Raw genomic sequence first — 26218 nt, forward strand, 5'->3', positions numbered from 1 at the left:
TCAGTCTTCGATCTTGGTCAGCAGGTAGTTCGGTTCGCCGATGCGCTCGATCAGATCCAGCTGGGTTTCCAGCCAGTCGATATGCTCTTCCTCGGACTCGAGGATTTTCACGAACAGCTGGCGGCTGACGTAGTCACCGATCGAATCGGCATAGGCCACCGCTTCGCGCAGGGTTACCACGCCGTCGCGTTCCAGGCTGAGGTCGCACTGCAGGATCTCGGCCGGGTTCTCGCCGATGCGCAGCTTGCCCAGTGCCTGGAAGTTCGGCAGGCCTTCGAGGAAGAGGATGCGGTCGGACAGGATGTCCGCGTGCTTCATCTCTTCGATCGATTCCTTGTACTCGTGATCGGCGAGCTCCTTCAGGCCCCAGTTCTTCAGCATCTTGGCGTGCAAGAAGTACTGGTTGATCGCGGTCAGCTCGTTGTAGAGGACCTTGTTGAGGAATTCGATGACTTTGGCGTCGCCCTTCATGAGCGTGCTCCTGCTGCGTGGAATCGCGGGCACTGTAGCGCGTCGCGCGCAGGCATGAAGGAACGCGAATCGTGCTCAGTTGCGGCCCGCAACCGGGCCGGCCGATCTCAGGCGGCTTGCAGGCCCAATACCGGCAGCGGCAGGTCGTGGGTAGCGCTGAACTTGGCCAACAGATCGGCCGCCATGTCCAGGCAGGAGCCGCAGGTCGCGCCGCAGCCGGTGCGCATCGTCAGCTCGGACACGCTCACGACACCGCTCTGCGCGGCTTCGCGGATCTGATGGTCGGTAACCCCGTTGCAGATGCAGACGTACACGTGCGGACTCGGCAGGCAGGCCCGGATCGGCCTGCTGCTATTCCAATCGAAATGCGAATGGTTGTCAATTTCGAACCTGAATCATTCTCGATACGGTTCAGAGCCGCCAGCAGCGCTCAGACGGCGCCCGGCTCGCCCTTGGCCTTGCTGCGCGGCCAGTAGCCACCACCCCGCTTGGGCGTAGTGCGCTTGCGCGGCCGGTCGTGACCGGCGGCATTGCCAGGCATCCAGGCTTCCTGCGCGGACTTGGGCATGGTTTCCACCCCCGGCCCGGCCACCCCCCGTGCCAGCGGCGCCAGATGGCGCAGCGCACGCGCATAGACGCCCCGCTTGAACATCACCACATGTTCGACCGGGTACCAGAAATCGACCCAACGCCACTGGTCGAACTCGGGGCTGTCGGTATGGTCCAGGGTGACGTGGGATTCGTCCCCGGCCAGCCGGAGCAGGAACCACACCTGCTTCTGGCCGATACAGACCTGCCGTTCATTGCGGCGGATGGCCCGTGCCGGCAGCCGATAGCGAAGCCAACCCGGCGTCGCCCCGAGCACTTCAACGTGCTCCGGCAACAACCCGGTTTCTTCCTGCAACTCGCGATACATGGCTTCGACAGGCGTCTCGTCGGTGTTCATGCCGCCCTGCGGGAACTGCCAGCCATCCCGGCGCACACGTCGTGCCCAGAAAACCTGCCCATCCTGCCGCATCAGCACAATACCGACGTTCGGTCGATAGCCGTCCGGATCGATCACGATGCGGACTCCTAGAAAAATCTACTGATCGGGACTGTGCCACGCCCGCTGCCCACTCACAAGCGCGGTGAAAAAGTGTTGACAGATTCCGAATACATCTCCAGAATTACCGGCTCCCTGAGGCTATGTAGCTCAGCCGGTTAGAGCACAGCACTCATAATGCTGGGGTCGGTGGTTCGAGTCCACCCATAGCCACCAAGTTCGCTTGGTTTTTCAGGGAAAAAGTGCAATAATTGCACGCACATTTTGCCCCGTCGCCAAGCGGTAAGGCACCTGACTCTGACTCAGGCATTCGGTGGTTCGAATCCATCCGGGGCAGCCAAACAAACAGAAAAGGCCGATCGAAAGATCGGCCTTTTCTGTTTGTTTGGGCGTTTGTCCGGGCGCGAAGCGCCCAGATCCCACACCTTGCGCAGCAAGGTGTGGGCGCCAGCCCTCCCCTGCCACATCCCCGCGCCTGACGGCGCGCGCCCTTGCACTCCAAGGGGGCTGTTTCACCAGAAAGAGGGTGGACGGCCGACACCCTGCCCATGCCGGGCCACGAAAGCAGCCGACCAGCGGTCGGCACTACCGCCACCGCCGCCCCTATGAAACAGCGGCGAGCGCAGCAGTGCCGCCGGAAGCGTCGCCATCCCTCGCTGCATCCACCTGACGACCAAGCGATCTGCGGGGACGAAACCCACCCCCGGAAACGACAAAAGCCCGGCCGAAGCCGGGCTTTTGCGTACCCCCCAGCGGGATCCCGAAGGATCCCACGCCAGGCGCGATGGATCAGCGCTTGGAGAACTGGGTGGCGCGACGTGCCTTGTGCAGGCCGACCTTCTTACGCTCGACTTCACGGGCGTCACGGGTCATGAAGCCAGCCTTGCGCAGCTCGGACTTCAGGGTTTCGTCGTACTCGACCAGCGCACGGGCGATGCCCAGACGGATCGCACCGGCCTGACCGGTGGTACCACCGCCAGCGGCGGTGACCATGATGTCGAAGCTTTCGGTGTTCTTGGTCAGTTCCAGCGGCTGACGCACGATCATGCGTGCAGTCTCACGGCCAAAGAACTCGTCCAGCGGACGGCCATTGACGGTGATGTTGCCGGCGCCCTTGCGCAGGAACACGCGGGCGGTGGAGGACTTGCGGCGGCCGGTGCCGTAGTTTTGCGTGATAGCCATGATTAGATATCCAGAACCTGAGGCTGCTGAGCGGCGTGCGGGTGCTCGGAACCCGAGTACACCTTGAGCTTGCGGTACATGGCGCGGCCCAGCGGGCCCTTCGGCAGCATGCCCTTGACGGCGGTCTCGATGACACGCTCCGGGTGGCGCTCAAGCGCCTGGGCCAGAGTTTCGGTCTTCAGGTTGCCGATGTAGCCAGTGAAACGGTGATACAGCTTGTCCTGCAGCTTGTTGCCGGTGACGGCAATCTTTTCTGCATTGATGACAACCAGGTAATCACCGGTATCAACGTGAGGGGTGTAAACCGGCTTGTGCTTGCCGCGCAGACGGCGGGCCAGCTCGGTGGACAGACGGCCCAGCGTCTTGCCGGATGCGTCGACGAGATACCAGTCGCGCTGGACGGTCTCGGACTTTGCAGTGAAAGTGCTCATGAAAGAACTCTAGTAGGTCGGGCTCATTACGGCGCAGTACGGCCGGAACTCTGCCACGCGTTGTGAAGAGGCGGGATTGTACTGGCCATCTCCGCCACATGCAAGTTGACCCCGATCCCGGCTTGGCACACCGGCCCCGGGGGGCGAGAATCGACAGTCCCCCGCCGCGACACTTCCTGCCATGACCGCGCTCCGCCAGATCACGCCGCTCGACCACCTGCTGACCGAAGCCCAGCGGGCGCTGGATACCGTGTTCGGCAATCCGCCGGCCAGCCGCCCCTACCCCGCCGAGGACACCCCGGACGTGCAGATGGCCGCGCCCGAGCGCCGCCACGCCGCCGGTCTCATGCGCATCAACCATGTCGGTGAGGTCTGCGCCCAGGGCCTGTACTTCGGCCAGGCCGCAGTCGCCCGTGAGCCGGAAACCCGCGCCCACCTGCTCGACGCCGCCCAGGAAGAAACCGACCACCTGGCCTGGTGTGCCCAGCGCCTGCGCGAACTGGACAGCCGTCCCAGCCTGTTCAATCCGATCTGGTATGCCGGCAGCTACACCATCGGCACCCTGGCGGGCCTGCGCGGGGATGGCTGGAACCTGGGCTTCGTGGTCGAAACCGAACGTCAGGTGGAAGCGCATCTGGACGAACACCTGGATACCCTGCCCCCGGCCGACCTGCGCAGCCGCGAGGTGATCAAGGTGATGAAGATCGACGAAGCCCGCCACGCCGACCATGCCGAGCATGCCGGCGCGCGCAGGCTGCCCGCCCCGATCCCGTCGGTGATGGCGCTGGCCTCCAAGGTCATGAAGACCATCGCGTACCGCCTTTAAGCCTCCACCGCGCCGCGTGCATCGGGTGAAAAGCCCCCCTGAGTCAGGGGGGCGCCGCGAAGCGGCGGGGGTATGGGTGTTCAGTGAGCCGGGGGCCCACGGTTCGCACAGCGAACCGTGGGAGCGCCAGCGCGAATGCGAGGGCGTTACCCCGAGACCAGCTTCAGGCCGATCACCCCGGCCACGATCAACGCGATGCAGGCCAGCCGCGACGGCGAGGCGCTGTCGCCGAACAGGAAGATGCCCAGCATCGCCACGCCCAATGCGCCGATCCCGGTCCAGATCGCGTACGCCGTGCCGACCGGAATGGATTTCATCGCCTGGCTCATCAGGTACAGGCTGACCAGGGCGGCCGCGACGGTGGCCAGCGTCGGAAGGGGCTTGCTGAAGCCTTCGGAGTACTTCATTCCGATGGCGAAGCCGATTTCGAACAGACCGGCGACGAGAAGATAGATCCAGGGCATGGGGGATTCCTTGGGTTAACAAAAGCAAAACGGCCCGGTGTTTTCACACCGGACCGTCGTCGGTAGCTGCCGTGGAACCGGGTTTTGCGCAAACACCGGTTCCACAGGGCGGGCCGTCCCGCCTGAACGAGGTTGCCCGGGCCAGGCCCGGACACCATCGCGAAGTGCCTTACTCGGCCAGATTGCGCCCATGGAACAGCTCTTCGATCTCACGACGCAGCAGCGCCTCGATCTTCATGCGTTCCTTGAACGAGAGGTTCTTGGCCTTCTCTTCGAACAGGTACTGGTCCAGATCGAAATCCTTCAGGTGCATCTTCGTGTGGAAGATATTTTCCTGATAGACATTGACGTCGAACATCTCGTAACGCGACTTGATGTTCTTGGCCAGGAAGTTCTGGATCGAGTTGATCTTGTGATCGATGTAGTGCTTCTTGCCCTTCACGTCACGAGTGAAGCCACGCACGCGGTAATCCATGATCACGATGTCCGATTCCAGACTCTCGATCAGATAGTTCAGCGCTTTCAACGGGGAAATCACGCCACAGGTGGCCACATCGATGTCCGCGCGGAACGTGGCGATGCCCTCCTGCGGATGGGTTTCCGGGTAGGTATGGACGGTGATGTGGCTCTTGTCCATGTGCGCGACCACAGCGTCGGAGATCAGCTCCTTGCCGGCCTGCTTCTTGTCGATCACCGGCTCTTCCGAGATCAGGATCGTCACCGAGGCACCCTGGGGGTCGTAGTCCTGGCGGGCCACGTTCAGGATGTTCGCGCCGATGATCTCGGCTACGTCGGTCAGGATCTGAGTCAGCCTATCGGCGTTGTACTCTTCATCAATATATTCGATGTAACGCTGACGCTCCTCTTCGGTGCGGGCGTAACAGACGTCATAGATGTTGAAGCTCAACGCCTTGGTGAGGTTGTTGAAACCCTGCAACCTCAGGCGAGGCAACGGCTTGACCACGGCGGTCGATCCTGTGTGTGGTGGGAAAGAAGTAATTATGGGGCAAAGTGATCGGGGGCGAAACTTGCATTGAAACGAGTACCTGTGCTCGGTTTGCCCTTAACAATTCGGATCGTTAAGCTCCCGGCACATAGCCGTGAATTCTTCATGAGCAATCGGAGCGCCTCAACGTGTCAACTGTGCGCCTTGCCACAAGTCCATTGGCCCTGGATATCGCAACAATCGATCGCTTCCTGGCCCACAGCCACCGCCGCCGTTACCCCGCCCGTACCGACGTGTTCCGTCCTGGCGATCCGGCCGGCACGCTCTACTACGTGATCAGTGGATCAGTCTCAATAATGGCTGAGGAAGATGACGATCGTGAGCTGGTGCTGGGCTACTTCGGCTCGGGAGAGTTCGTCGGTGAGATGGGGCTGTTCGTCGAATCGGACCGGCGCGAGGTGATCCTGCGCACCCGCACCCCGTGCGAACTGGCCGAGATCAGCTACGAGCGCCTCCATCAGCTGTTCCTGGGCCCGCTCTCGGCCGATGCGCCGCGCCTGCTCTACTCGATCGGCCAGCAGCTCTCCAAGCGCCTGCTCGATACCAGCAGGAAGGCCAGCCGCCTGGCGTTCCTGGATGTGACCGACCGCATCGTGCGGACCCTGCACGATCTGTCCCGCGAGCCGGAGGCGATGAGCCACCCGCAGGGCACCCAGCTGCGCGTCTCGCGCCAGGAACTGGCCCGTCTGGTCGGCTGCTCGCGTGAAATGGCCGGCCGCGTGCTGAAGAAGCTGCAGACCGACGGGCAACTGCATGCCCGCGGCAAGACCGTGGTCCTGTACGGCACCCGCTGACCCCGCGCGGTAGAGCCGACCGTTGGTCGGCTATCCGGCCGGCTATCCGGTCAGCTATCCGGTCAGCTATCCGTTCGGCTATCCGGCACGCGATTGGACACGCCACCCGGCCTCCCCCGGGCCCTGACTACCCCGGGTCGCCGGCCAGCGGTCGGCACTACCTGCCCATTTGCCGCTAGGCTGTTCGCATGGAACTTGGCAGTGAATTCTATTGGTTCATCCTGATCGGCCTCGGCGCACAGCTGGTCGACGGCGCGCTGGGCATGGCGTTCGGGCTGGTGTCTTCCTCGGTCCTGCTCAGCATGGGCCTGCCGCCCGCCGCGGTCAGCGCCAGCATCCATACCGCGGAGGTGTTCACCACCGGGGCGTCCGGGGTCTCGCACCTGGTCGCGGGCAATGTGGACCGTCGGCTGTTCCTGCGCCTGGCCCTGCCTGGCGCCGTCGGTGGGGTGGTCGGCGCCTACGTGCTGACCCAGCTGCCCGGCGACGTGATCCGCCCCTTCATCTATATGTATCTGCTGGTGCTGGCGATCTTCATCCTGCTGCGCGCGGCCGGCCGGATGCTGCCGGCCCAGGAAGTGAAGCGCGTCCCGCTGCTGGGCTTCGTCGCCGGCCTGCTGGATGCCAGTGGCGGTGGCGGCTGGGGCCCGGTGGCGACGTCCACCCTGCTCGCACGCGGTGGCAAGGCCCGCACCACCATCGGCACGGTCAATGCCGCCGAGTTCGTGGTGACCCTGGCGGTGTCGATCACCTTCCTGCTGACCATGGGCGTTCAGTACCTGAACATCGTGGCCGGCCTGTTGATCGGCGGCATGATGGCCGCCCCGGTTGCCGCGATTCTGGTCAAAAAGGTCAAGGAACGCTGGGTGCTGGTGGCCGTCGGCGTGCTGGTGCTGGGCATCAGCCTGTTCCAGATCGGCCATGGCATCGTCCAGTGGCGCGCAGGCTGAGCCGGACGCGACACCGTTTCAGGGATTTTCAGCGGTGAATCAGACCGGATCGCCGGCCCGATCCACGCAGCCCCAGTTGAGCACGGGGGTGCCCGGCGGCAGCACCTGGCGGAAATAGTCCACCCGGGACGCCTTCGGATTGACCACCACCGGCGCCGCCGCGGCCAGCAGCAGCGGCAGGTCGGCGCTGCTGTCGGAGTAGGCGACGTCGATCTCGCCGTAGCCGCGCTCGCGCAGCATCCGCATCTTTTCTTCGTTGTGGCAGTGGCGGGTGGCGATGACCGCGCCCAGGAACGGCCCGACCTCACTGCCGATCACCGGCACGCCCTGGTGCGCCACGAAGGCCAGGATCGCGCGGGCCAGTTCCGGCGGTGCACCGGTAGCGACCACGACGCGGTCGCCAGCGGCGCGGTGACGCGCGAACACCTCCAGCGCCACGGGCAGCAGGCGGCGGCGGATATCGGCTTCGTGCTTGAGGACGTAGCGATCGATCACCTTGTTGAACTCGCGCGCCCGGTGCAGGCCAAACGTGGCGATCCAGACATAGCCGGAGATGCCGCGGCGGCGGGTGGGCAGGAATGCCACCAACGGGCCGAGCAGCGGCGTGGCAACCAGGGCCGCCAGCAGCCGCAGCGGGTTGCGCTTGATCAGCCAGGCGAACAGATGGCTGCCGGAATCGCCGTCATACAGGGTGTGATCGAAATCGAAGACCACCAGCGGGGCGTCGTCGCGCGGCGTTGGGTAGATCGCTGTCATGCGCTGAAGAATAGCTGACGCAGGCCCTCGCCGGGCTCTTCCACGCGCATGAAGGCCTCACCGACCAGGAACGCGTTGACCCCGGCCTGGCGCATCACGGTGACATCGGCCGTGCCGAGGATGCCGCTTTCGGTGACCAGCAGGCGGTCGCGCGGCACGGCCTGGCGCATGTCCAGCGTGGTCTGCAGCGACACCTCGAAGGTACGCAGGTTGCGGTTGTTGATGCCGATCAGCGGCACCGGCACCTGGATGGCGCGCTCGAGCTCGTCGATGTCGTGCACTTCCACCAGCACGTCCATGCCCAGCTGCATGGCCAGGTCGGACAGCTCGGCCAGCTGGCGGTCGTCCAGGGCGGCCACGATCAGCAGGATGCAGTCCGCGCCGAGCACACGCGCTTCATACACCTGGTAGGCATCGATCACGAAGTCCTTGCGCAGCACCGGCAGCGTGCAGGCGTCGCGGGCCTGCTGCAGGTAGGCATCACTGCCCTGGAAGAAATCCACGTCGGTCAGCACCGACAGGCAGCTGGCCCCGCCGAATTCGTAGCTCACCGCGATATCAGCCGGATGGAAGTCCGGGCGGATAACGCCCTTGGAGGGGCTGGCCTTCTTGATTTCGGCGATCACGGCCGGGTTGCCGGCGGTGATCGAGGCGCGCAGCGCATCCGCGAAGCCACGCACGGGCGGAGCCTGCTCCACGCGCGCGATCAGTGCTTCAAGCGGCACCTGGGCCCGGCGTGCGGCGACTTCTTCGGCCTTGCGGGCCAGGATGGTATCGAGGATGTCGCTCATGTCATTGGGGTCCTGGAGGCCGGCCATTATCGACCAGCCCCGCTGAATTCGGAAAACGCGGGCTCAGACGGCCCCGCGGATGCGGCGGGTGGCGGCGACGTACTGCTCCATCCGCGAGCGCGCACTGCCATCGGCCAGCACCGCACGGGCACGGGCCAGACCATCGGCGATGCTGTCGGCGACACCGGCCACGTACAGCGCGGCGCCGGCATTGAGCGCCACGATGTCGAGCGCCGGGCCGGGCTGGTTGTCGAGCACGCCACGCAGCATCGCGATGGATTCTTCCGGACCGCCGACCTTGAGGTTGCGGCTGGCCGACATCGCGATACCGAAATCTTCCGGATGGATCTCGTACTCGCGCACCTTGCCGTCGCGCAGTTCGCCCACCAGTGTCCCGGCGCCGAGCGAGATCTCATCCATGTTGTCGCGGCCCCACACCACCAGCGCGCGCTCGGCCCCGAGTTCGCGCAGCACGCGCGCCTGGATGCCGACCAGATCCGAATGGAACACGCCCATCAATACGTTGGTCGCACCGACCGGATTGGTCAGCGGGCCGAGGATGTTGAAGATCGTGCGCACGCCCATCTCGCGTCGCACCGGTGCGACGACCTTCATCGCCGGGTGGTGCATCGGCGCGAACATGAAGCCGATGCCGGTCTCGGTGATCGCGCGCGCGACCTCCTCCGGCTGCAGATCGATGATCGCGCCCAGCGCCTCGACTGCATCGGCACTGCCGGACTTGGAGGAAACACTGCGGTTGCCATGCTTGGCCACCTTGGCCCCGGCCGCAGACACCACGAACATCGCGCAGGTGGAAATGTTGAAGGTGTGCGAACCATCCCCACCGGTGCCGACGATATCCACCAGATGCGTCTTGTCCTCCACCGGTACCGCGAGGGCGAGCTCGCGCATCACGGTGGCGGCACCGGCGATTTCGCCGATGGTTTCCTTCTTGACCCGCAGGCCGGTCAGGATCGCGGCGGTCATCACCGGCGACACGTCACCGCGCATGATCTGCCGCATCAGGTCGACCATTTCGTCGAAGAAGATCTCGCGGTGCTCGATGGTGCGCTGCAGGGCTTCCTGGGGGGAGAAGGTCATGCGGGGTCCTTTGTGGTGCAGGTGCGGCGCGCTCAGCGCTGCAGGAAATTCTTCAGCAGGGCGTGGCCATGCTCGGTGAGGATCGACTCGGGGTGGAACTGCACGCCCTCGACCGGATGTTCGCGATGGCGCAGGCCCATGATCTCTTCGATCGAGCCGTCCTCGTTCTCGGTCCAGGCGGTCATTTCCAGGCAGGCCGGCAGCGTGGTCTTGTCGACCACCAGCGAGTGGTAGCGCGTGGCCTGGTAGCGGTCCGGCAGGCCGGCGAACACGCCCTTGCCTTCATGCCGGATCGGCGAGGTCTTGCCGTGCATGATGTTGGTGGCGCGGATGACGTCACCGCCATACACCTGGCCGATGCTCTGGTGGCCCAGGCACACGCCCAGGATCGGCGTGGTCGGGCCGAGCCGGCGGATCAGCTCCAGCGACACACCCGCTTCGTTGGGCGTGCACGGGCCGGGCGAGATCACGATGCGCTCGGGCGCGAGCGCGGCGATTTCATCGACGCTCAACGCGTCGTTGCGCACCACCTTGACCTCGGCGCCCAGCGTCTGCAGGTACTGCACGAGGTTGTAGGTGAAGCTGTCGTAGTTGTCGAGCATCAACAACATGGTCAGGGTCCGTCTTGAATGGGGAAGTGGCGTGCACGCAACCGTGCACGTGTCAGGCCGTTCGGCAGCAGTGCGTTACAGGCCCTTGGCCGCCTGCGCGACCGCACGGAACAGCGCGCGGCCCTTGTTCATCGTCTCGTCCCATTCCTTGCCGGGGTCGGAGTCGTACACGATGCCGGCGCCCGCCTGCACGTGCCGGCGGCCGTCCTTGATCACCGCGGTGCGGATCGCGATGGCGGTATCGGCATCGCCATGCCAGCCGATGTAGCCGATGCTGCCGGCGTAGACGTTGCGCTTGATCGGCTCCAGCTCGCGGATCACTTCCAGCGCACGGATCTTCGGCGCACCGCTGACGGTGCCGGCCGGGAACGTCGCACGCAGCACGTCGGCATAGCTCAGGCCCGGCTGCAGCTGCCCGGTGACCTCGCTGACAATGTGCATGACGTGGCTGTAGCGCTCGATCACGAACTGCTCGCCCACTTCCACCGTGCCGGCCTTGGACACGCGGCCGGCATCATTGCGGCCGAGATCGATCAGCATCAGATGCTCGGCACGTTCCTTGGGATCGGCCAGCAGTTCCACTTCCAGTGCGTTGTCTTCCTCCACCGTCGCGCCGCGCGGGCGGGTGCCGGCGATCGGACGCACGGTGACTTCCCCGTCCTGCAGCCGCACCAGGATTTCCGGCGAGGAGCCGACCACCTGCACGTCGCCGGTATCGAGGAAATACATGTACGGCGAGGGATTGAGCGCACGCAGCGCGCGGTACACATCCACCGGGCGCGCCTTGAACGGCACGCTCAGGCGCTGGCTCAGCACCACCTGGAAGATGTCGCCGGCGCGGATGTATTCCTTGGACTTGTCGACCGCGGCAATGAAGCCTTCGCGGGTGAAGCCGGAGACGAAATCGTTCTCGTCCAGCACATCGCGCGTGATCGGCGCGGGGTAGCCGGCGCCGGGGGCGCGCAATGTGGCGACGAGCGCATCCAGCTTGGCCTGGGCGTGGTCCCACGCCCCGGGCTGACCCGGGTCGGCGTGCACGATCAGGTACAGGCGGCCCTTGAGATTGTCGAACACCGCCAGCTCTTCGGAGTGCAGCAGCAGGATGTCCGGCGTGCCCAACTCATCGCGGCCACGCGGCGGGGCCAGGCGCGGTTCGATATAACCGATGCACTCAAAGCCAAACCAGCCGACCAGGCCGCCGGTGAAACCCGGCAGACCGGCCAGTTTCGGCACCGAGTGGGCGCTGCGCAGCGCCTCGACCTCGGTGAACGGGTCGGCGACCTCGCGGGTTTCCACCACGGTGCCGGACTCGCTGATGGTCAGGGTATGGCCGTGGAAGGCATATACCCGGCGTGCCGGCAGGCCGATGATGGAATAGCGCCCGAAGCGTTCGCCGCCCTCGACCGATTCAAACAGATAGGTATGCGGGCCGTCGGCGAGCTTCAGATAGACCGACAGCGGCGTGTCCAGGTCGGACAGCACTTCACGGACGACGGGGATGCGGGTGTGGCCTTCAGCGGCCTGCTGCTGGAACTGCTCGAGCGTAATCAAGACGACTTTCCTTCCGGGAAACGGCGGTGGCGGGACGGACGACGGCAACAGGCCACCATCGCCACCAACGGCGAGCGGAAGAAAGGGTATGCGGGGTCGTCAGAATGGACACCCGGCGACTGTACCGCAGCCCGGCGCGGGGGGGAACCCCGTCCCGCGCCGCAGGCAGGCACGCCAGCCCCCGACGCGGCGCCCGCACTGGCGCCTCCAGCGTCAGTACAGGGGCATCGGCCGCTCGGCGGCCAACATACCGTTCAGGGTATCCAGCATCCTGACGAGGTCCACCTGCCGATGCAGACGGGTCTTCTCGAAAATGCTCTGCAGGCGGGTCCGCGCGCTTCCGACACCGATGCCGCAGATCGTGGCGGCGGCCGACAGCTCGCCTTGGTGATGCAGCGCCACGGCCAGGGTGGCTTCGGCCGGGGTCAGGCCGAAAAGCTCGCGCAGGGTGGTGGACAGCCCGGCAGACGAACGGCGCACGAGCGTGTTGACCGTCATGACAAAGCGGGCGGTACCGGTGCCGGGGATGTACTTTCCGTAAGGCCTGAGCGACGCGAAGCCTGCCAGTAGCCCATCGACATCATGCAGGGCGACGATATCCTCCCCGGGGTCCTGCGCCGGACCGCCCCGCAGCGCCAGGCGCCGGACCAGGGCATTCCAGCCTGCACGCGAGGCCGGATGTACCGGCTCCAATGCCGCCTTGCGGCGCACACGCAGGACACGCCCCAGCAGCATCTCCTCCCCCCCGGCATTCACCGACACCGGCCGCAGGTTCTCATCGAGAAGCAACAGGGCCAACGTCCCTGCCTGGCGCCACGCGTCCTGCAGTGACTGGCGCAACTCGAAGGCGTTGACGAAGTGCGGTGCCAACGCTTCGCAGAGTGCCACCTCACGTGCATCGAAATCGCCCCGCCGCTCGGTTCCCACGAAGGTCAACATGGTGACCTGATCCGGCTTGCGCGAGGCACATAGCGCCACCGAGCGCAGCGTGTCGATCTGGCGCAGGAAATCCAGGTAATACCGCGTTCCGCGCATCTCCTCCAGCGTGGCCACCCGGTCGCTGACGATGACACTGCCAGCCCGCATCGTAGGCGCGGCCCGGTTGAACCAGAGGTTGTCCACCGAATACAGCGTGTCTTCGTTGAAGCGCTCCACCGTACGCGGGTCCGCCATCGCGCCGGCCGCAACCAGCGCCACGTGACGCCCACCCTGCACGTCCCGCAGGGTCACGCTGCCCGAGTGGCAACCAACCGCGCGCCCGAGCCGTTCAACGAATGACTGCATCCGCTCGGGATCGGTGACCCCGGCGTACAGCTCCTCCATAAGCTCCGCTTTCACAACCACCTCCTGTGTTGTTCGTCAAGTCATGTTCACGACCTGCGTCGCTGCGCCTCTGGACGCAGATTTGCCGCCATCCCATCACCACGTCAAGGACGCCATGGCCCTCTCCGCACTGCAATCACTTTCCACCGCGCTCACCCTGTCCCTGCTGCTTGTCGCCTGCAACGGCAAAGACGATGCAGCACCCCCGAGCGCCGATAACGACAGCAACACCCCTGCGGCCGAGGGTGAGGCAAGCGCAGATAAAACGGCACGCACCCCGCTTCCCCAAGCCGACCTGGCCAAGCCGCTGACTGAGTATCGCAAGTTGGATAGCGGCCAACAGGTGATGTTTCTTTATGCCGCCACGTCCAAGCTGCCGACGGATTTCGACACGATGGCCAGCCTCGCCTCGCAGGAATACCGCGGCACGGCCGATACCTTCCGCCGCAAGGACCTGATGGTGGCGCTTCGCCCGCAGCTCGAACAGGGCATCGCAGACGCGGGCCGCTCGCCGTATTTCTGGAGCGAACTGGAGGATGCCGACCTGCAGGCCTATGACTTCGAGCGGAAGGGCTTCCCGGTCGGCGAATTCAACGGCGGCAAGTATCGCTACTTCATGGACATTCCGGAGTACTCCTACACCTGGGCCAACTCTGCGCAGGTTCAGCTCGCCCCGGTCGCTGACGAAGCGGTTGCCCGCGAGCTTGAAGGGCTTCGTAGCCGATGGAACAGCAAACCCCGGCTGCGGACCTACTTCTTCGTCCAGTCTGCGGATCTGAACCAGCGACGCCTCAATGCGTACGTCACGCACGTCCAGCTTCTGGACCGCAGCGGACGCGTCCTGGCGTCCTACTCGCCCGATCCGGCGGTGGCAGCGCAGCCAGCGGAAGAGGATCCGTGCGTTTCGCCGGAGGACTGCGCACGGCGTGCTTTGGGCAGCTGATCGTTTCGGAATCCACAGGGGAATCATCCATGAATCAACTCAATGAAAGCGACGTCCAGAACGCGCTGCAGCAGCGCCTCGTGCGCGAGGAAGCCGGGCGTCGCGCAACCGAAGGCCTGATGCGCACGGCCAGGACGCTGCGATGGATCGGCTGGGTCTGCGCTCTGGTGCCGATCATCGGCATCGTCGGGGTGGTGCTGTTCCTGCTCAGCACGATCCTGTGTTTCGCCTATGCGCAAAGCAAGGGGAACCCCGATGGCATCAAGCAGTTGTTGATCACCTTGGCCAGCCTGTTCGCTGCGGGCATCGTCTGGGTGCTGGTCAATCTCACCGTGCTCGGCCTGTTTGGCGCAGCCATGTCCATGCATTGAGGATCTGCACATGAACGGAATCACCTTGAAGCAGTCGCTGCTGTCGGCCGCTGCCGCGGCAGCATTGCTGGCCGGTCAGGCCGTGCCTGCCCACGCACAATCCGCCGACGCGCTCCGTCGTGAGAACGCACAGCTGCGTGCCCAGCTGGAAGCGTTGAACCAACGCTGCGGCGTGCCGGCGCCCGACGACACCGGCGCACTGGAGCGATTTGGCGATATCGAAGCGCGTCTGGATTCGATCCGGGCGGGACAGCGCACGCGCGGCTCGGTAGAGATCACGGTGACGATGACACTGCGCAATGTGTCGTCGCAGCCGATGGTGTTGAATTATGAGTACGACACCTTCAACGCGACCGACAGCCACGGCTATACCTACCGCTTCTTCGGCGGGCAGGACAAAGACACGATCAAGGGCATCCCGATCGCCACCACGAACCGGGTCGACCCGACCTTCACCCTGCTGCCAGGCCGATCCAGCACGGTCACCTTCCTCGTGCAGCGCGCCATGAACGAGGGGCAGACCCCGGGCAGCCGCTTCGATATCAGTGCCAGCTTCGGCCAGTACGAAAACCAGGGCCAGGGACGACTGCGACGGCTGCAGACATTCCCCGTTTCCTTCAAGGATCGCTCAGTCACGTCGGGCGGCGCCGCCACTGGTATCGGCGGGCGCGCGGATCAGACGGTTGAAAACGCGGCCGGCAGGTTGTTGGATCGCCTGTTGAAGTGAGCCGGGCACGGCAGGCGCCACCACGCGCCAGCCGTATGCAGGACGGCCCAGCAGCCGCGCCGGAACTCAGGCCCTGGACAGCAGCGGACTGTCCAGCGCCACATGCAGGTTCACCCGCCCCGGCACGCAGTCGATGCGGAAATGGCGGGCCTGGACCGGCTCGCCATCCAGATTGAGCGTCAGCGGCTCCTCGGCCTCGATCTCCACCCACGGCGCCTGCACACGTTCGGCCACCTGCTCCAGCGCGCCGCGCTTGCCGCCCTTGACCAACGCGGCAAAGGTCGAGGCGACCTCCCCGCTCAGCTCGGGGATCACCGTGATATCGAGCAGACCGTCATCAATCAGAGCCTCCGGGCACAGTACCTGCCCGCCGCCGGCCTGGCGGCCGTTGCCGATGCCCAGCGCGATGAAACCACCGGCCCACTCGAACCCCGGCGCCCGGACCCGCGCCTGGATCGGATCGATCCGGCCCAGCCGCGATACCCCGGTGACCAGGTAGGCCAGGCCGCCGAGCACTTTCTTCAAGCCCTCATCGGTCTCCACCGTGACCTCGGTGCCGAAGCCGCCACTGGCCACGTTCGCGCACCACCACACCTCGCCATCGGCATCGATGCGCAGCAGATCGACCGGGCGTGTGGACGCCTGCGCGATCAGCTCCAGCGCCGCCAGCGGTTCATTGGGAATCTCCGCCGCGGTGGCGAAATCGTTGGCCGTGCCCAGCGGCAGCAGCCCCAGCGACGGCAATGCATCGGCGGCCTCTTCCCGGTGCGCCAGTGTCTCGGCCACCTCACTGAGGGTGCCATCACCGCCGGCCGCAATGATTGTATCGACCCCATGCGCGATCGCCTCGGCCACATAGCGCTCGGCGTCGCCCGATTCCCAGGTCACCCGTACCTCCAGCTGCACGCCGCGCTCACGCAGCGCCGCGACCGCCTCGCGCACATCCTCATTGCCGGTGGCCTTGCCGTTGAGGATCAAACGCCAATGGGGACGGCTCATGCGGTACTTCCAGGGAGTGGGGAAGCGAAGGCTAGCAGCGGACGGCGTGGCCGCCGGTGAACGTCATCAAAGCGTCACCGATCCCCCGGAGAATGGAAGGCCATAGCAAGGAAGATGGATGGAGGCAGGATCAGCCTCCCGCTATTCCCAGGGCCGCATCAGCAATGGTGCGGTCTTTTTTTTGACCCGCCAGAAGCGCAGCCGACCAACGGTCGGCACTACCGGGCTGGGTTGGCTGCGGCAGCCGACCAACGGTCGGCTCTACGGGTGCTCAGCCTTCGGCGAAGGTCCGCAACGCCTCGCCTTCCATCCGGTACACCGTCCACTCGCTTTGCGGCTTCGCTCCCGCGGCCTGGTAGAACTGGATCGCCGGTGCATTCCAGTCCAGCACCGACCACTCGAACCGGCCGCAGCCTTCGGCCACCGCGATCCGTGCGATGTGCTGCAGCAGCGCCTTGCCGGCACCGCTGCCGCGGCGCTCCGGGCTGACGTACAGATCTTCCAGGTAGATCCCGTTGCGGCCCAGCCACGTCGAGTAGTTGTAGAAATACACCGCATACCCGATCGCCACGCCATCGGCTTCGCAGATCAGCGCATGCGCCTTCGCCGCCGGTCCGAACAGGCTCGCGCGGATGCCCGCTTCGTCGGTCTGCACCGACGACTCGGCCTTCTCGTAGATCGCCAACTCGCGGATGAAACGCAGGATCAGCGCCGCATCCTCGGCGGTGGCCACGCGGATGGTCACGGCAGCCACCGGTTCCATGGCTCAGCCCCGCGCCGCGGCGACGTTGCCGCGCATCTGCGCGATGATGTCCTGGTAGCTGGTCTTCGCATTGAAGATCGCCGAGCCGGCCACGAAGGCATCGGCACCGGCGGCGGCGATCGCCCCGATGTTGTCGGCCTTCACCCCACCGTCGATCTCCAGGCGGATGTCCTTGCCACTGGCATCGATCTTCTTGCGGATCGCGCGCACCTTGTCCAGCGCCGACGGAATGAACGCCTGGCCGCCGAAACCCGGATTGACCGACATCACCAGCACCAGGTCCAGGTCATCGAGCACCCAGTCCAGGATGTCCACCGGCGTGGCCGGATTGAGCACCACGCCCGGCTTGCAGCCCAGCGAACGGATCAGCTGGATCGTGCGGTGCACGTGGCGGCTCGCCTCCGGATGGAAGCTGATGTAGGTCGCGCCGGCCTCGGCGAAATCCGGAATGATCCGGTCCACCGGCTCCACCATCAGATGCACGTCGATCGGCGCGGTCACACCGTGCTTGCGCAGCGCCTGGCAGACCAGCGGGCCGATGGTCAGATTCGGCACGTAATGGTTGTCCATCACATCGAAATGCACCCAGTCGGCGCCGGCCGCGAGCACGTTGTCCACTTCCTCACCCAGGCGGGCGAAATCGGCGGACAGGATGGAGGGGGCAATGATGCAGTTGGACATGGCCGGGGCCTTCGGGAGGTGGAAAGGGGGCGCAGCGCGGACTCAGCGCTTGCGCAGGGTCTTGATGCGGTCGTAGGCGGCATTGAGCTGGCGCGACTTGCGCTCGGCCTGCTGGCGCAGCTCCGGCGCCGCGCCGACCACCTTGTCCGGGTGGTACTGGGACATCAGCCGGCGGTAGGCCAGGTCGATCTCGGCATCGGTCGCCTCGGAGGTCAGCCCCAGCTCGCGGTAGGGGTTTTCCCTGTTCAGCCGGAACCAGTCGGCATCGAAGGCATGCCCCAGCAACAGCCCGACCACGGCACCGAACAGCGGATTGGGCCTGAACAACAAGGCGCCGGCGATGAATCCGAGCAGTTTTCCGTACCAGCGCATGGTGGTCTGGGCAGCCAAGGCGACAAAGGATCCTCATTTTACGTCACAGCGGGCCCAACCCGCTTTACACTAGGCCGCCCGCTGTCTGTGCGGGCCCTCCGGGTCCCCTGGACAGCTGTCATGACGAAGCCTCAGGAGTGCCCGTGCCGACCACGTTGTTGCAATCCGATCTCCCCGGCCTGCCCTTGCGCCATCGCGGCAAGGTGCGTGATGTTTTCGACATTCCGCGCGACCGGCTCCCCGCCGGCACTCCGCCGGGGGACTACCTGCTGATGGTCGCAACCGACCGTCTGTCAGCCTTCGACGTGGTGCTCCCCGATCCGATCCCCGGCAAGGGCGAGATGCTCTGCCAGGTCTCCAACTTCTGGTTCGCCAAGACCGCGCACCTGATGCCCAACCACCTGACCGGCATCGATGTCGCCAGCGTGCTGCCCGAGGGTGTCGATCCGGCCCTGTACGCCAAGCGCGCCGTGGTCACCCGCAAGCTCAAGCCGGTTCCGGTCGAGGCGATCGCCCGCGGCTACCTGATCGGCAGCGGCTGGAAGGACTACCAGCGCACCGGCAAGATCAGCGGCATCGAGCTGCCCGACGGCCTGCGCCAGGCCGAACAGCTGCCCGAACCGATCTTCACCCCCTCGACCAAGGCCGCCGTCGGCGACCATGACGAGAACATCGATTTCGATGCGATGGTGAAGGCGGTCGGTGCGGACCTGGCCGAGCGCGTGCGCGACGCCACCCTGCGCATCTATGCCTTCGCCGCCGATTACGCCCGCGAGCGCGGCATCATTCTGGCCGACACCAAGTTCGAGTTCGGTACCGATGCCGATGGCCGTCTGTACATCATGGACGAGATGCTGACCCCGGATTCCTCGCGCTACTGGCCGGCTGACGAGTACGAGGTGGGCACCAGCCCGCCGAGCTACGACAAGCAGTTCGTCCGCGATTACCTGGAAACGCTGGACTGGGGCAAGACCGCCCCGGGCCCGAGCATCCCGGCCGAGATCATCGAGCGCACCCGGGCCAAGTACGCCGAGGCGCTGCAGCGCCTGGCCGGTATCTCGGTCGACTGATTCGCCTGCGCCCCCGGCCGTGATGGCCGGGGGTCCCGGCCGTAGAGTCGACCGCTGGTCGACTGCCGCGGACGTTGGTGGCCTATCGCGTGCAGCACGAGGGGTATCGTCTGGGTGAGAGCAAGCCGACCAACGGTCGGCTCTACGGGCGGTATGCTCTGCAGATCCTGGGAGGGAACATGGCCACCACCACCGTCGCACGCCCGATCGACCGCTATTTCGCCAGTTATTCCGACGATCACCGCAATGCGCTGAACCAGCGCATCCACGTCGTGGCTGTCCCGGCGATCGCGTGGTCGGTGATTGCCCTGCTGTGGTGCCTGCCGCCGCTGATCACCTGGTTCCAGAACGGGATCTGGGCCGGCCTGGCGATGTTCGCCGCCTGGTGCTTCTATAACCGCCTCTCGCGCACGCTGGGCTACGGCATGCTGGCGTTCTTCTTCGTCAGCGGCTGCGCCTGCCGGCTGCTGGAAGCCGAGATCGGCCTGGTCAACCTGTTCTGGCTGGCCCTGGGGGTCTTCGCCATGGCCTGGGTCGCGCAGTTCATCGGCCACAAGCATGAAGGCCGCAAGCCGAGCTTCCTGACCGATCTGGTCTACCTGCTGATCGGCCCGCTGTGGGTCCTGGCCAAGCTCTACCGCCGGATGGACTGGCGCTACTGACCGGTTTTTCCTGAACGAGCGAGGACGCTCACCGGCACTCCACGCCGGACCGTCCAGCATCGTCCGCAGTGGCCTTTCGAGCGACGGTCACCGTTCATCTTCGTGCACGCCCACGCGGTCCCGCAGCCCCTGTGACGACTGGTTCCCGACCCGATTCGACGGGCGCCGGGAGGCCACACTCGGCAAAGTCGCCAGCGGGTCTCCATACGGCGGCCGACGCGCCCGAATGGGGCCACGCGCCGCCCTGAAAAAATGAATCAGCGCACGTTACATGCAATTGAGGGCGTATTCGGGTGTATCGGCAGCAATTGCCTGCCTGTTAGACTGAACGACCTGCTCGTGAATCCCGCATTCCCTGCATGAATCCTAGTCTGCTCCTGCTGCTCGCCCTGCCCTTCCTGATGGCAGTGGCCGTCGCTTCATTCCGCCGCACCTCCCGCTCCACGGCCGCCTGGGTAGCCGCGGCCGCTCCGCTGGGAGGACTGGCGCTGTTGGCGACGATGACCCCGGCCATCATGGGCGGCGGGATCGTCCGCAGTTATGGGGAGTGGATACCGCAGATCGGCCTGGCCTTCTCACTGCGCCTGGATGGCCTGGCCTGGATGTTCGCCGGCATGGTGCTGGCGATCGGTGCACTGGTGGTGATGTACGCCCACTACTACCTCAGTGCCCGCGACAGCGCCCACCGCTTCTACTGCTACCTGCTGCTGTTCATGGGCGCCATGCTGGGCATGGTGCTCTCGGGCAACCTGTTGCTGTTGATGGTGTTCTGGGAAATGACCAGCATCAGCTCGTTCCTGCTGATCGGCTTCTGGTCGCATCGCCAGGATGCCCGCGAGGGGGCCCGGATGGCCCTGGTGGTCACCGGCGGCGGCGGTCTGGCCCTGCTCGGCGGCGTGCTGCTGATCGGTCGCATCGTGGGCAGCTTCGAACTGGATGCCGTACTCGCCGCGGGCGATCTGATCCGCGCCAGTTCGCTGTACCCGTATGCCCTGTTCCTGGTCCTGGCCGGCATCTTCACCAAGAGCGCCCAGTTCCCGTTCCACTTCTGGCTGCCGCACGCGATGGCCGCGCCGACCCCGGTCTCGGCCTACCTGCATTCGGCGACGATGGTCAAAGCCGGCGTGTTCCTGCTGGCCCGGTTGCACCCGGCGCTGGCCGGCACCGATCTGTTCTTCTATACGGTCAGCGGCATCGGGGCGATCACGCTGCTGATCGGCGCCTGGAACGCGATCTTCCAGCATGACCTCAAAGGCCTGCTGGCCTATTCGACGATCTCCCATCTGGGCCTGATCACCATGCTGTTCGGCCTGTCCACACCGATGGCGGTGGTGGCCGGCGTGTTCCACATCCTCAACCACGCCACCTTCAAGGCGTCGCTGTTCATGGCTGCGGGCATCATCGACCACGAGACCGGCACCCGTGACATGCGCAAGCTGGGCGGCCTGCGGCGGTTGATGCCGATCACCAGCGCGCTGGCGATCATCGCCTCGCTGGCGATGGCCGGTATTCCGCTGCTCAACGGCTTCCTGTCCAAGGAAATGCTGTTCGCCGAAGCGCTGACCGCGGGCGGTCCGGAAACCATGCGCGTGGTGATGTCGATCGCCGCACTGCTGGCCGGCGTGTTCGGCGTGGCCTACAGCCTGCGCTTCGTGCACGACACCTTCTTCGGCAAAGGCCCGCATGATCTGGACCGCGTCCCGCATGAGCCGCCGCGCTTCATGAAGGTGCCCGTCGAGATCCTGGTCGTGGTCTGCGTGGCCGTCGGCGTCGCCCCGGCGATCACCATCGCCCCGGTGCTGCACGCGGCCGCCTCCTCGATCCTCGGCGCGGCGATGCCGGCCTACAGCCTCTCGGTCTGGCACGGCTTCAACACCCCGTTGATGATGAGCATCGCCGGCGTCATTGGCGGTATCGCGCTGTACTTCGGGCTGCGCCGCCTGATCAACCTGCATGCGGTGGTCAGCCGCAGCATCGGCCGCAACCTGTTCCACAAGCAGCTGGACCTGGTGTTCGGCTTCGCCCACCGGCTCACCCAGGGCCTGGCCAACGGCAGCCTGCAGCGCATGCTGATGGCGCTGGTGGTGGTGGCGATCATCGTCGCCGCCGCACCGTTCGTGGCCAATCCAGCGTCGCCCAACTGGCCCTCGCCACAGCCGATCCCACTGCTGGGCTGGGCGCTGTGGCTGGTGATGATGGCCTGCGCGCTGGGCGCACTGTTCGTCTACCGGCAGCGCCTGCTGGCGGTGCTGGTGGTCGGCGGTGTCGGCCTGATGGTCTCGCTGACCTTCGTGTTCCTCTCCGCGCCCGATCTGGCCCTGACCCAGCTGCTGGTGGAGATGGTCACCCTGGTGCTGATGCTGCTGGGCATGAACTACCTGCCGATCCAGTCGCCCCCGGAGAAGTCGGTCTGGCGCAAGCGGCGCGATGCGGTGATCGCGATCGTCGCCGGCGGCGGCCTGGCCGCGATGGCCTACACCGCCATGACGTTGCCGCCGAACACCATGGCCGGCGAGCTGCTGGCGCGTGCGCTGCCGGAGGCGTATGGGCAGAACGTGGTCAACGTGATCCTGGTCGACTTCCGTGGCTTTGATACCTTCGGTGAGATCACCGTGTTCGGCATCGCCGCGCTGGTGGTGCACGCCATGCTGCGCCGCTCGCGGATGGCGCCGGAACAGATCATGCCCGGCCCGCCGATCAAGCTGCCGGTGCCGGCCGATCTGGCCCAGATCATGTTCCCGCTCACCCTGACCGTCTCGATCTTCCTGTTCCTGCGCGGCCACAACGCGCCCGGCGGCGGCTTCATCGCCGGCCTGGTGCTGGCCGTGCCGCTGCTGATCCAGTACGTCATCCAGGGCACCACCTCGGTGGAATCGCGCTTTGGCTTCGATTACATCCGCTGCATCGGTGCCGGTCTGCTGATCGCCATCCTCAGTGGCTGCGCGTCGATGCTGTTCGGCGTGCCGTTCCTGACCAGCGGCCATCTGGACCTGCACATTCCGCTGATCGGCGAGGTACCGCTGGCCAGTGCGATCGGCTTCGATACCGGCGTGTACCTGGTGGTGTTCGGCGGCGTGATGCTGATGCTCTCGATGATGGGCACGATCAAGCCCTCGCGCACCCGCAATGCCCGCAAAGGCGAAATCGATCCCAACCGCCGTTCGGCAAAAACCGGGGAGATGCACTGATGGAACTGGCTCTGGCAAGCGCCATCGGCGTACTGAGCGCGATCGGCATCTACCTGTTGCTGCGCGCGCGCAGCTTCGATGTGATCCTCGGCATGACCTTCCTGTCGTATGCGACCAACCTGCTGATCTTTGCCGGCGGCCGGCTGGTGCAGGGCAAGGCACCGGTGCTGCGTGAGGGCATCGACAGCGACCTGGGCAACTACACCGATCCGCTGCCGCAGGCGCTGGTGTTGACCGCCATCGTGATCGCCTTCGCGATGACGGCGGTCAGCATCGTGCTGGCGATGCGCAGCCGCAGCGACAACCACAGCGACCACGTGGACGCGCACGAAGAAGAAGAGCTGCCTGCCGATACCGCGCCGGGCCGGGAGGGCGGCGCATGAATCATGCGGTGATCCTGCCCATCCTGATTCCACTGTTCGGCGCGGCCTGCTCGCTGTTCGTCGAGCATCGCCGCTACGGGCCGAAGGTGCAGCGCACGGTGGCGTGGACCACGCTGACCGCGCTCGCCGCGGCCGTCGCGCTGCTGTTCGCGCAGACCGCTGACGGCAGCATCGCGGTGTACCTGCTGGGTGACTGGCCCTCGCGCCTGGGCATCGCGCTGGTGGCCGACCGCCTCTCGGCATGGATGCTGGTGACCACGCTGCTGCTGGCCATCCCCTGCCTGCTGCACGCCTGCTCGGGCTGGGACCGCCGCGCGCCGCACTTCCATGCGTTGTTCCAGTTCCAGCTGGTCGGCCTCAACGGCGCGTTCCTGACCGGCGATATCTTCAACCTGTTCGTGTTCTTCGAGGTGATGCTGATCGCCTCCTATGGCCTGCTGCTCAGCGGCGGGCGCGGCCTGCGCATGCGCATCGGCCTGCACTACGTGGTGTTCAACGTCACCGCCTCGACCCTGTTCCTGATCGCACTCGGCCTGCTGTACGCCTCGCTGGGCTCGCTCAACATGGCCGAACTGTCCCAGCGCATCGCTGAAGTGCCGGCCTCGCACCTGACCCTGGTCAAGGCGACCATGGGGCTGTTGCTGCTGGTGTTCTGCAGCAAGGCCGCGCTGATGCCGCTGTATCTGTGGCTGCCCGAAGCGTATGCGCGTGCGCCGGCAGCGGTGGCGGCGCTGTTCGCGATCATGACCAAGGTCGGCCTGTACGCGGTGCTGCGGGTCAGCACGCTGTGGTTCGGCGAGGGTGCCGGACCGATGGCCGGCTACGGCAGCCAGTGGCTGCTCTGGGCCGGTGTGGCCACCCTCGTGCTGGGCGGCCTGGGCGTGCTCGCTGCGGCACGCCTGCGCGTGCTGATCTCCTACCTGGTGGTGGTCTCGGCGGCGACGCTGTTCATCGCCTTCTCGGTGCGTACGCCCGAAGTGCTCTCGGCCGGCCTCTACTACCTGCCGCACAGCACCTTCGTGGCCGCCGCACTGTTCCTCATTGCCGATCTGATCCGCCGCCGCCGCGGCGGTGCCAGCGATCGCAAGGAAGTCATCGCGCCGATGCCGGGCAAGGAAACGCCTGCGGTGCTGTTCCTGATCGGTGCGGTGTCGGTCGCGGGCCTGCCGCCGCTGTCCGGCTTCCTGGCCAAGGCTGCGCTGCTGGCCGGGATGCCGGCGCAGTACACCTGGGCGGTGTGGGCCGCCGTGCTGGGCAGCAGCCTGATGGTCATCGTCGGCCTGACCCGCGGCGGCATCCGCCTGTTCTGGCGCGTGCCGGTGGTCGAAGAAGGCGCACCCAAGCCGCGCAAGGCACCGACGCGCACCGTGGAATTGTTCGCCGCCGCGCTGCTGCTCAGCTATGGCATCGCGATGAGCGTGTTCGCCGGCCCGCTGATGCAGCACACCGATGCGATGGCCACCCAGCTGCTGCAGCCCCAGGACTACGTGGGTGAACTGCGTGCCACAACGCCGGAGATCCGCCAGCCATGACCGGCAAGCCTTCCCTGTACAAGCGCATCCTGCCCTCGCCCTCGCTGAGCGTGATGGTGGTGGCGTTCTGGCTGTTGATGTCCGACAGCTTCACCCTGGGCCAGTTCGTGCTCGGCATGATCCTGGGCGTGGTGGTGCCGCTGTTCGCCGCCCGGCTGGACCGCGAGTTCGCGCGGATCGGCTCGCTCAAGCCCCTCCCCAAGCTGTTGTTCGTGACCCTGTGGGACATCCTGATCTCCAACATCCGGGTCGCGATCCAGGTGCTGGGGCCGGAGCGCCGCATCCACCCCGGCTTCATCTGGCTGCCGCTGGATATCGCCAACATCCACGGCATCGCCGCGTTGACCAGCATGATCACGTTGACCCCGGGCACGGTGTCGGCGGCCTTGTCCGATGACCGCAGGTATCTGCTGGTGCACGTGCTGCATCTGGATGATCCGGATGCGCTGATCCGGCAGATCAAATCCCGCTACGAAGCCCCGCTGATGGAGATCTTCCCATGACCGGATACATGTTCATCCAGACCACGATGGTGGTGTGCATGCACGTGGTCGGCCTGGCCATGCTGCTGGCCACCTGGCGCCTGCTGCGCGGCCCCACCGTGCCCGATCGCATCCTTGCGCTGGACACCTTGTCGGTGACGGCCATCGCTGAACTCATGTTGTTCGGCATGTACCTCAACTCGGCGGTGTACTTCGAAGCGGCGCTGATCATCGCCATGCTCGGCTTCGGCAGCACGGTGGTGCTGAGCAAGTTCGTGCTGCGCCGGGACATCGTCGAATGATCACCTTCATCCAGATCGTGCTGTCGATCCTGCTGCTGTTCGGCTGCTTCTTCATCCTGGTCGGCGCGCTCGGCCTGGTGAAGCTCTCGACCTTCTTCAAGCGCCTGCACGCCCCGACCAAGGCCAGCACGCTGGGCGTGGGCTGCGTGCTGGTCGGCTCGGTCTGTTACCACATCTTCCTCGGCGAAGACCCGCAGCCGCGCGAACTGCTGATCACCGTGTTCCTGTTCATCACCGCACCGATCAGTGCGCACATGATGGCCAAGGCCGCGTTGTCGCTGCTGATGGAAACCCGGCCGGACCTGCCGGGCCACAAGACCGCCAAGGAAGAACAGCTGCCACCGCCGGAGCCGCGCCATCCGGGCGACACAGAGGGTGCCGAGGCACCGGTTTCCCGGGACAGCCAGTAGAGCCGACCGTTGGTCGGCTGCATGCATCGTG

31 protein-coding genes and 2 tRNA genes are annotated in these 26218 nt (G+C 65.7%); 16 read left to right on the forward strand and 17 right to left on the reverse strand.

Annotated elements, in window-relative coordinates:
• From bfr to ABE546_RS15800, 3 genes are all read right to left on the reverse strand, one after another.
• Positions 1-471, reverse strand: coding sequence for a bacterioferritin (gene bfr, locus ABE546_RS15790; RefSeq protein ID WP_019185321.1), 471 nt, complete (start codon positions 469-471; stop codon positions 1-3).
• Positions 472-578: 107 nt separating this feature from the next.
• Positions 579-785 carry a (2Fe-2S)-binding protein gene (locus ABE546_RS15795; RefSeq protein ID WP_088433582.1) on the reverse strand — a complete coding sequence of 69 codons (207 nt, stop codon included), beginning with the start codon at positions 783-785 and terminating at the stop codon, positions 579-581.
• A 116-nt stretch (positions 786-901) separates the two neighbouring features.
• Positions 902-1534: an RNA pyrophosphohydrolase gene (locus ABE546_RS15800; protein ID WP_313211067.1), complete on the reverse strand. Its 633-nt coding sequence runs from the start codon at positions 1532-1534 to the stop codon at positions 902-904.
• Between the two features lie 121 nt (positions 1535-1655).
• Here ABE546_RS15800 and ABE546_RS15805 point away from each other — a divergent pair.
• Positions 1656-1732 (forward strand) — tRNA-Met (locus ABE546_RS15805).
• Between the two features lie 49 nt (positions 1733-1781).
• Positions 1782-1856, forward strand: a tRNA-Gln gene (locus tag ABE546_RS15810).
• 449 nt (positions 1857-2305) lie between these two features.
• On the opposite strand, the gene rpsI is transcribed toward ABE546_RS15810, so the two are convergent.
• The gene (rpsI, locus tag ABE546_RS15815; RefSeq protein ID WP_017354549.1) at positions 2306-2698 is read right to left on the reverse strand and encodes a 30S ribosomal protein S9; all 393 of its coding nucleotides are present in this window, start codon (positions 2696-2698) and stop codon (positions 2306-2308) included.
• A 2-nt stretch (positions 2699-2700) separates the two neighbouring features.
• Entirely contained in the window at positions 2701-3129 is a 429-nt protein-coding gene (gene rplM / locus ABE546_RS15820) for a 50S ribosomal protein L13 (RefSeq protein WP_017354548.1), read from the reverse strand.
• 181 nt (positions 3130-3310) lie between these two features.
• On the opposite strand from rplM, the gene coq7 reads away from it, so the two are divergent.
• Complete coding sequence (gene coq7 / locus ABE546_RS15825) at positions 3311-3955, forward strand: 2-polyprenyl-3-methyl-6-methoxy-1,4-benzoquinone monooxygenase (RefSeq protein WP_313211066.1); 645 nt, start codon at positions 3311-3313, stop codon at positions 3953-3955.
• A 146-nt stretch (positions 3956-4101) separates the two neighbouring features.
• Here the strand turns inward: coq7 and sugE are convergent, their stop codons facing one another.
• On the reverse strand, positions 4102-4419 hold the full coding sequence (gene sugE / locus ABE546_RS15830) for a quaternary ammonium compound efflux SMR transporter SugE (RefSeq protein WP_070472306.1): 318 nt from the start codon (positions 4417-4419) through the stop codon (positions 4102-4104).
• Positions 4420-4588: 169 nt separating this feature from the next.
• Positions 4589-5383 (reverse strand): adenosylmethionine decarboxylase, encoded by a 795-nt coding sequence (gene speD / locus ABE546_RS15835; RefSeq protein ID WP_019185315.1) that lies wholly within the window; start codon positions 5381-5383, stop codon positions 4589-4591.
• 170 nt (positions 5384-5553) lie between these two features.
• Here speD and crp point away from each other — a divergent pair, with 170 nt between their 5' ends.
• Positions 5554-6219, forward strand: a complete 666-nt coding sequence (gene crp / locus ABE546_RS15840) for a cAMP-activated global transcriptional regulator CRP (RefSeq protein WP_088433580.1) — start codon at positions 5554-5556, stop codon at positions 6217-6219.
• A 188-nt stretch (positions 6220-6407) separates the two neighbouring features.
• Entirely contained in the window at positions 6408-7169 is a 762-nt protein-coding gene (locus tag ABE546_RS15845) for a sulfite exporter TauE/SafE family protein (protein ID WP_346464428.1), read from the forward strand.
• A gap of 39 nt (positions 7170-7208) precedes the next feature.
• On the opposite strand, the gene ABE546_RS15850 is transcribed toward ABE546_RS15845, so the two are convergent.
• The 6 genes from ABE546_RS15850 to ABE546_RS15875 all read right to left on the reverse strand — a co-directional run bounded on the left by ABE546_RS15850 (position 7209) and on the right by ABE546_RS15875 (position 13317).
• Positions 7209-7925, reverse strand: a complete 717-nt coding sequence (locus ABE546_RS15850) for a haloacid dehalogenase-like hydrolase (protein WP_121040613.1) — start codon at positions 7923-7925, stop codon at positions 7209-7211.
• Positions 7922-8716 (reverse strand): indole-3-glycerol phosphate synthase TrpC, encoded by a 795-nt coding sequence (gene trpC, locus ABE546_RS15855; RefSeq protein WP_313219436.1) that lies wholly within the window; start codon positions 8714-8716, stop codon positions 7922-7924. The genes ABE546_RS15850 and trpC overlap by 4 nt, the downstream gene beginning before the upstream one ends.
• A 63-nt stretch (positions 8717-8779) precedes the next feature.
• Positions 8780-9817 carry an anthranilate phosphoribosyltransferase gene (gene trpD / locus ABE546_RS15860; protein ID WP_313219435.1) on the reverse strand — a complete coding sequence of 346 codons (1038 nt, stop codon included), beginning with the start codon at positions 9815-9817 and terminating at the stop codon, positions 8780-8782.
• Positions 9818-9849: 32 nt separating this feature from the next.
• Complete coding sequence (locus ABE546_RS15865; protein ID WP_070472319.1) at positions 9850-10428, reverse strand: aminodeoxychorismate/anthranilate synthase component II; 579 nt, start codon at positions 10426-10428, stop codon at positions 9850-9852.
• Between the two features lie 75 nt (positions 10429-10503).
• Entirely contained in the window at positions 10504-11979 is a 1476-nt protein-coding gene (gene trpE / locus ABE546_RS15870; RefSeq protein WP_346464430.1) for an anthranilate synthase component I, read from the reverse strand.
• 213 nt (positions 11980-12192) lie between these two features.
• Entirely contained in the window at positions 12193-13317 is a 1125-nt protein-coding gene (locus ABE546_RS15875; protein WP_313211060.1) for a hypothetical protein, read from the reverse strand.
• A gap of 28 nt (positions 13318-13345) precedes the next feature.
• Between ABE546_RS15875 and ABE546_RS15880 the strand changes: the two genes are divergently transcribed.
• From ABE546_RS15880 to ABE546_RS15890, 3 genes are read left to right on the forward strand one after another with little or no spacing between them, the layout of a single operon-like run.
• On the forward strand, positions 13346-14245 hold the full coding sequence (locus ABE546_RS15880) for a DUF4852 domain-containing protein (RefSeq protein WP_346464432.1): 900 nt from the start codon (positions 13346-13348) through the stop codon (positions 14243-14245).
• A 29-nt stretch (positions 14246-14274) separates the two neighbouring features.
• A complete protein-coding gene (locus ABE546_RS15885; RefSeq protein ID WP_346464434.1) occupies positions 14275-14616 on the forward strand; it encodes a hypothetical protein in 342 nt (113 codons plus the stop codon).
• 10 nt (positions 14617-14626) lie between these two features.
• Entirely contained in the window at positions 14627-15343 is a 717-nt protein-coding gene (locus tag ABE546_RS15890) for a hypothetical protein (protein ID WP_346464435.1), read from the forward strand.
• Positions 15344-15409: 66 nt separating this feature from the next.
• On the opposite strand, the gene yegS is transcribed toward ABE546_RS15890, so the two are convergent.
• The 4 genes from yegS to ABE546_RS15910 form a co-directional block, all read right to left on the reverse strand.
• Complete coding sequence (gene yegS, locus ABE546_RS15895; RefSeq protein WP_346464437.1) at positions 15410-16342, reverse strand: lipid kinase YegS; 933 nt, start codon at positions 16340-16342, stop codon at positions 15410-15412.
• A 271-nt stretch (positions 16343-16613) separates the two neighbouring features.
• A complete protein-coding gene (locus ABE546_RS15900) occupies positions 16614-17096 on the reverse strand; it encodes a GNAT family N-acetyltransferase (RefSeq protein ID WP_313211079.1) in 483 nt (160 codons plus the stop codon).
• A gap of 12 nt (positions 17097-17108) precedes the next feature.
• Positions 17109-17786: a ribulose-phosphate 3-epimerase gene (gene rpe / locus ABE546_RS15905; RefSeq protein ID WP_070426117.1), complete on the reverse strand. Its 678-nt coding sequence runs from the start codon at positions 17784-17786 to the stop codon at positions 17109-17111.
• 42 nt (positions 17787-17828) lie between these two features.
• Complete coding sequence (locus ABE546_RS15910) at positions 17829-18158, reverse strand: DnaJ domain-containing protein (protein ID WP_123730837.1); 330 nt, start codon at positions 18156-18158, stop codon at positions 17829-17831.
• A gap of 143 nt (positions 18159-18301) precedes the next feature.
• Between ABE546_RS15910 and ABE546_RS15915 the strand changes: the two genes are divergently transcribed.
• The 8 genes from ABE546_RS15915 (at position 18302) to ABE546_RS15950 (ending at position 26187) form a co-directional block, all read left to right on the forward strand.
• On the forward strand, positions 18302-19228 hold the full coding sequence (locus ABE546_RS15915) for a phosphoribosylaminoimidazolesuccinocarboxamide synthase (protein WP_019185298.1): 927 nt from the start codon (positions 18302-18304) through the stop codon (positions 19226-19228).
• Positions 19229-19407: 179 nt separating this feature from the next.
• Positions 19408-19890, forward strand: coding sequence for an Mpo1-like protein (locus ABE546_RS15920; protein ID WP_346464439.1), 483 nt, complete (start codon positions 19408-19410; stop codon positions 19888-19890).
• Positions 19891-20249: 359 nt separating this feature from the next.
• A complete protein-coding gene (locus tag ABE546_RS15925; RefSeq protein ID WP_346464441.1) occupies positions 20250-23078 on the forward strand; it encodes a monovalent cation/H+ antiporter subunit A in 2829 nt (942 codons plus the stop codon).
• Complete coding sequence (locus ABE546_RS15930; protein WP_019185295.1) at positions 23078-23461, forward strand: Na+/H+ antiporter subunit C; 384 nt, start codon at positions 23078-23080, stop codon at positions 23459-23461. Before ABE546_RS15925 ends, ABE546_RS15930 begins: the two co-directional genes overlap by 1 nt.
• On the forward strand, positions 23458-24993 hold the full coding sequence (locus ABE546_RS15935) for a monovalent cation/H+ antiporter subunit D (RefSeq protein WP_123729955.1): 1536 nt from the start codon (positions 23458-23460) through the stop codon (positions 24991-24993). Before ABE546_RS15930 ends, ABE546_RS15935 begins: the two co-directional genes overlap by 4 nt.
• Entirely contained in the window at positions 24990-25496 is a 507-nt protein-coding gene (locus ABE546_RS15940) for a Na+/H+ antiporter subunit E (RefSeq protein WP_313211054.1), read from the forward strand. Before ABE546_RS15935 ends, ABE546_RS15940 begins: the two co-directional genes overlap by 4 nt.
• On the forward strand, positions 25493-25777 hold the full coding sequence (locus tag ABE546_RS15945; protein WP_070472350.1) for a K+/H+ antiporter subunit F: 285 nt from the start codon (positions 25493-25495) through the stop codon (positions 25775-25777). Before ABE546_RS15940 ends, ABE546_RS15945 begins: the two co-directional genes overlap by 4 nt.
• Complete coding sequence (locus ABE546_RS15950; RefSeq protein ID WP_123729953.1) at positions 25774-26187, forward strand: Na+/H+ antiporter subunit G; 414 nt, start codon at positions 25774-25776, stop codon at positions 26185-26187. Before ABE546_RS15945 ends, ABE546_RS15950 begins: the two co-directional genes overlap by 4 nt.
• Positions 26188-26218 lie beyond the last annotated feature (31 nt).

The sequence above is a fragment of the Stenotrophomonas sp. TWI377 genome, assembly GCF_039674525.1.
GTDB lineage: Bacteria > Pseudomonadota > Gammaproteobacteria > Xanthomonadales > Xanthomonadaceae > Stenotrophomonas.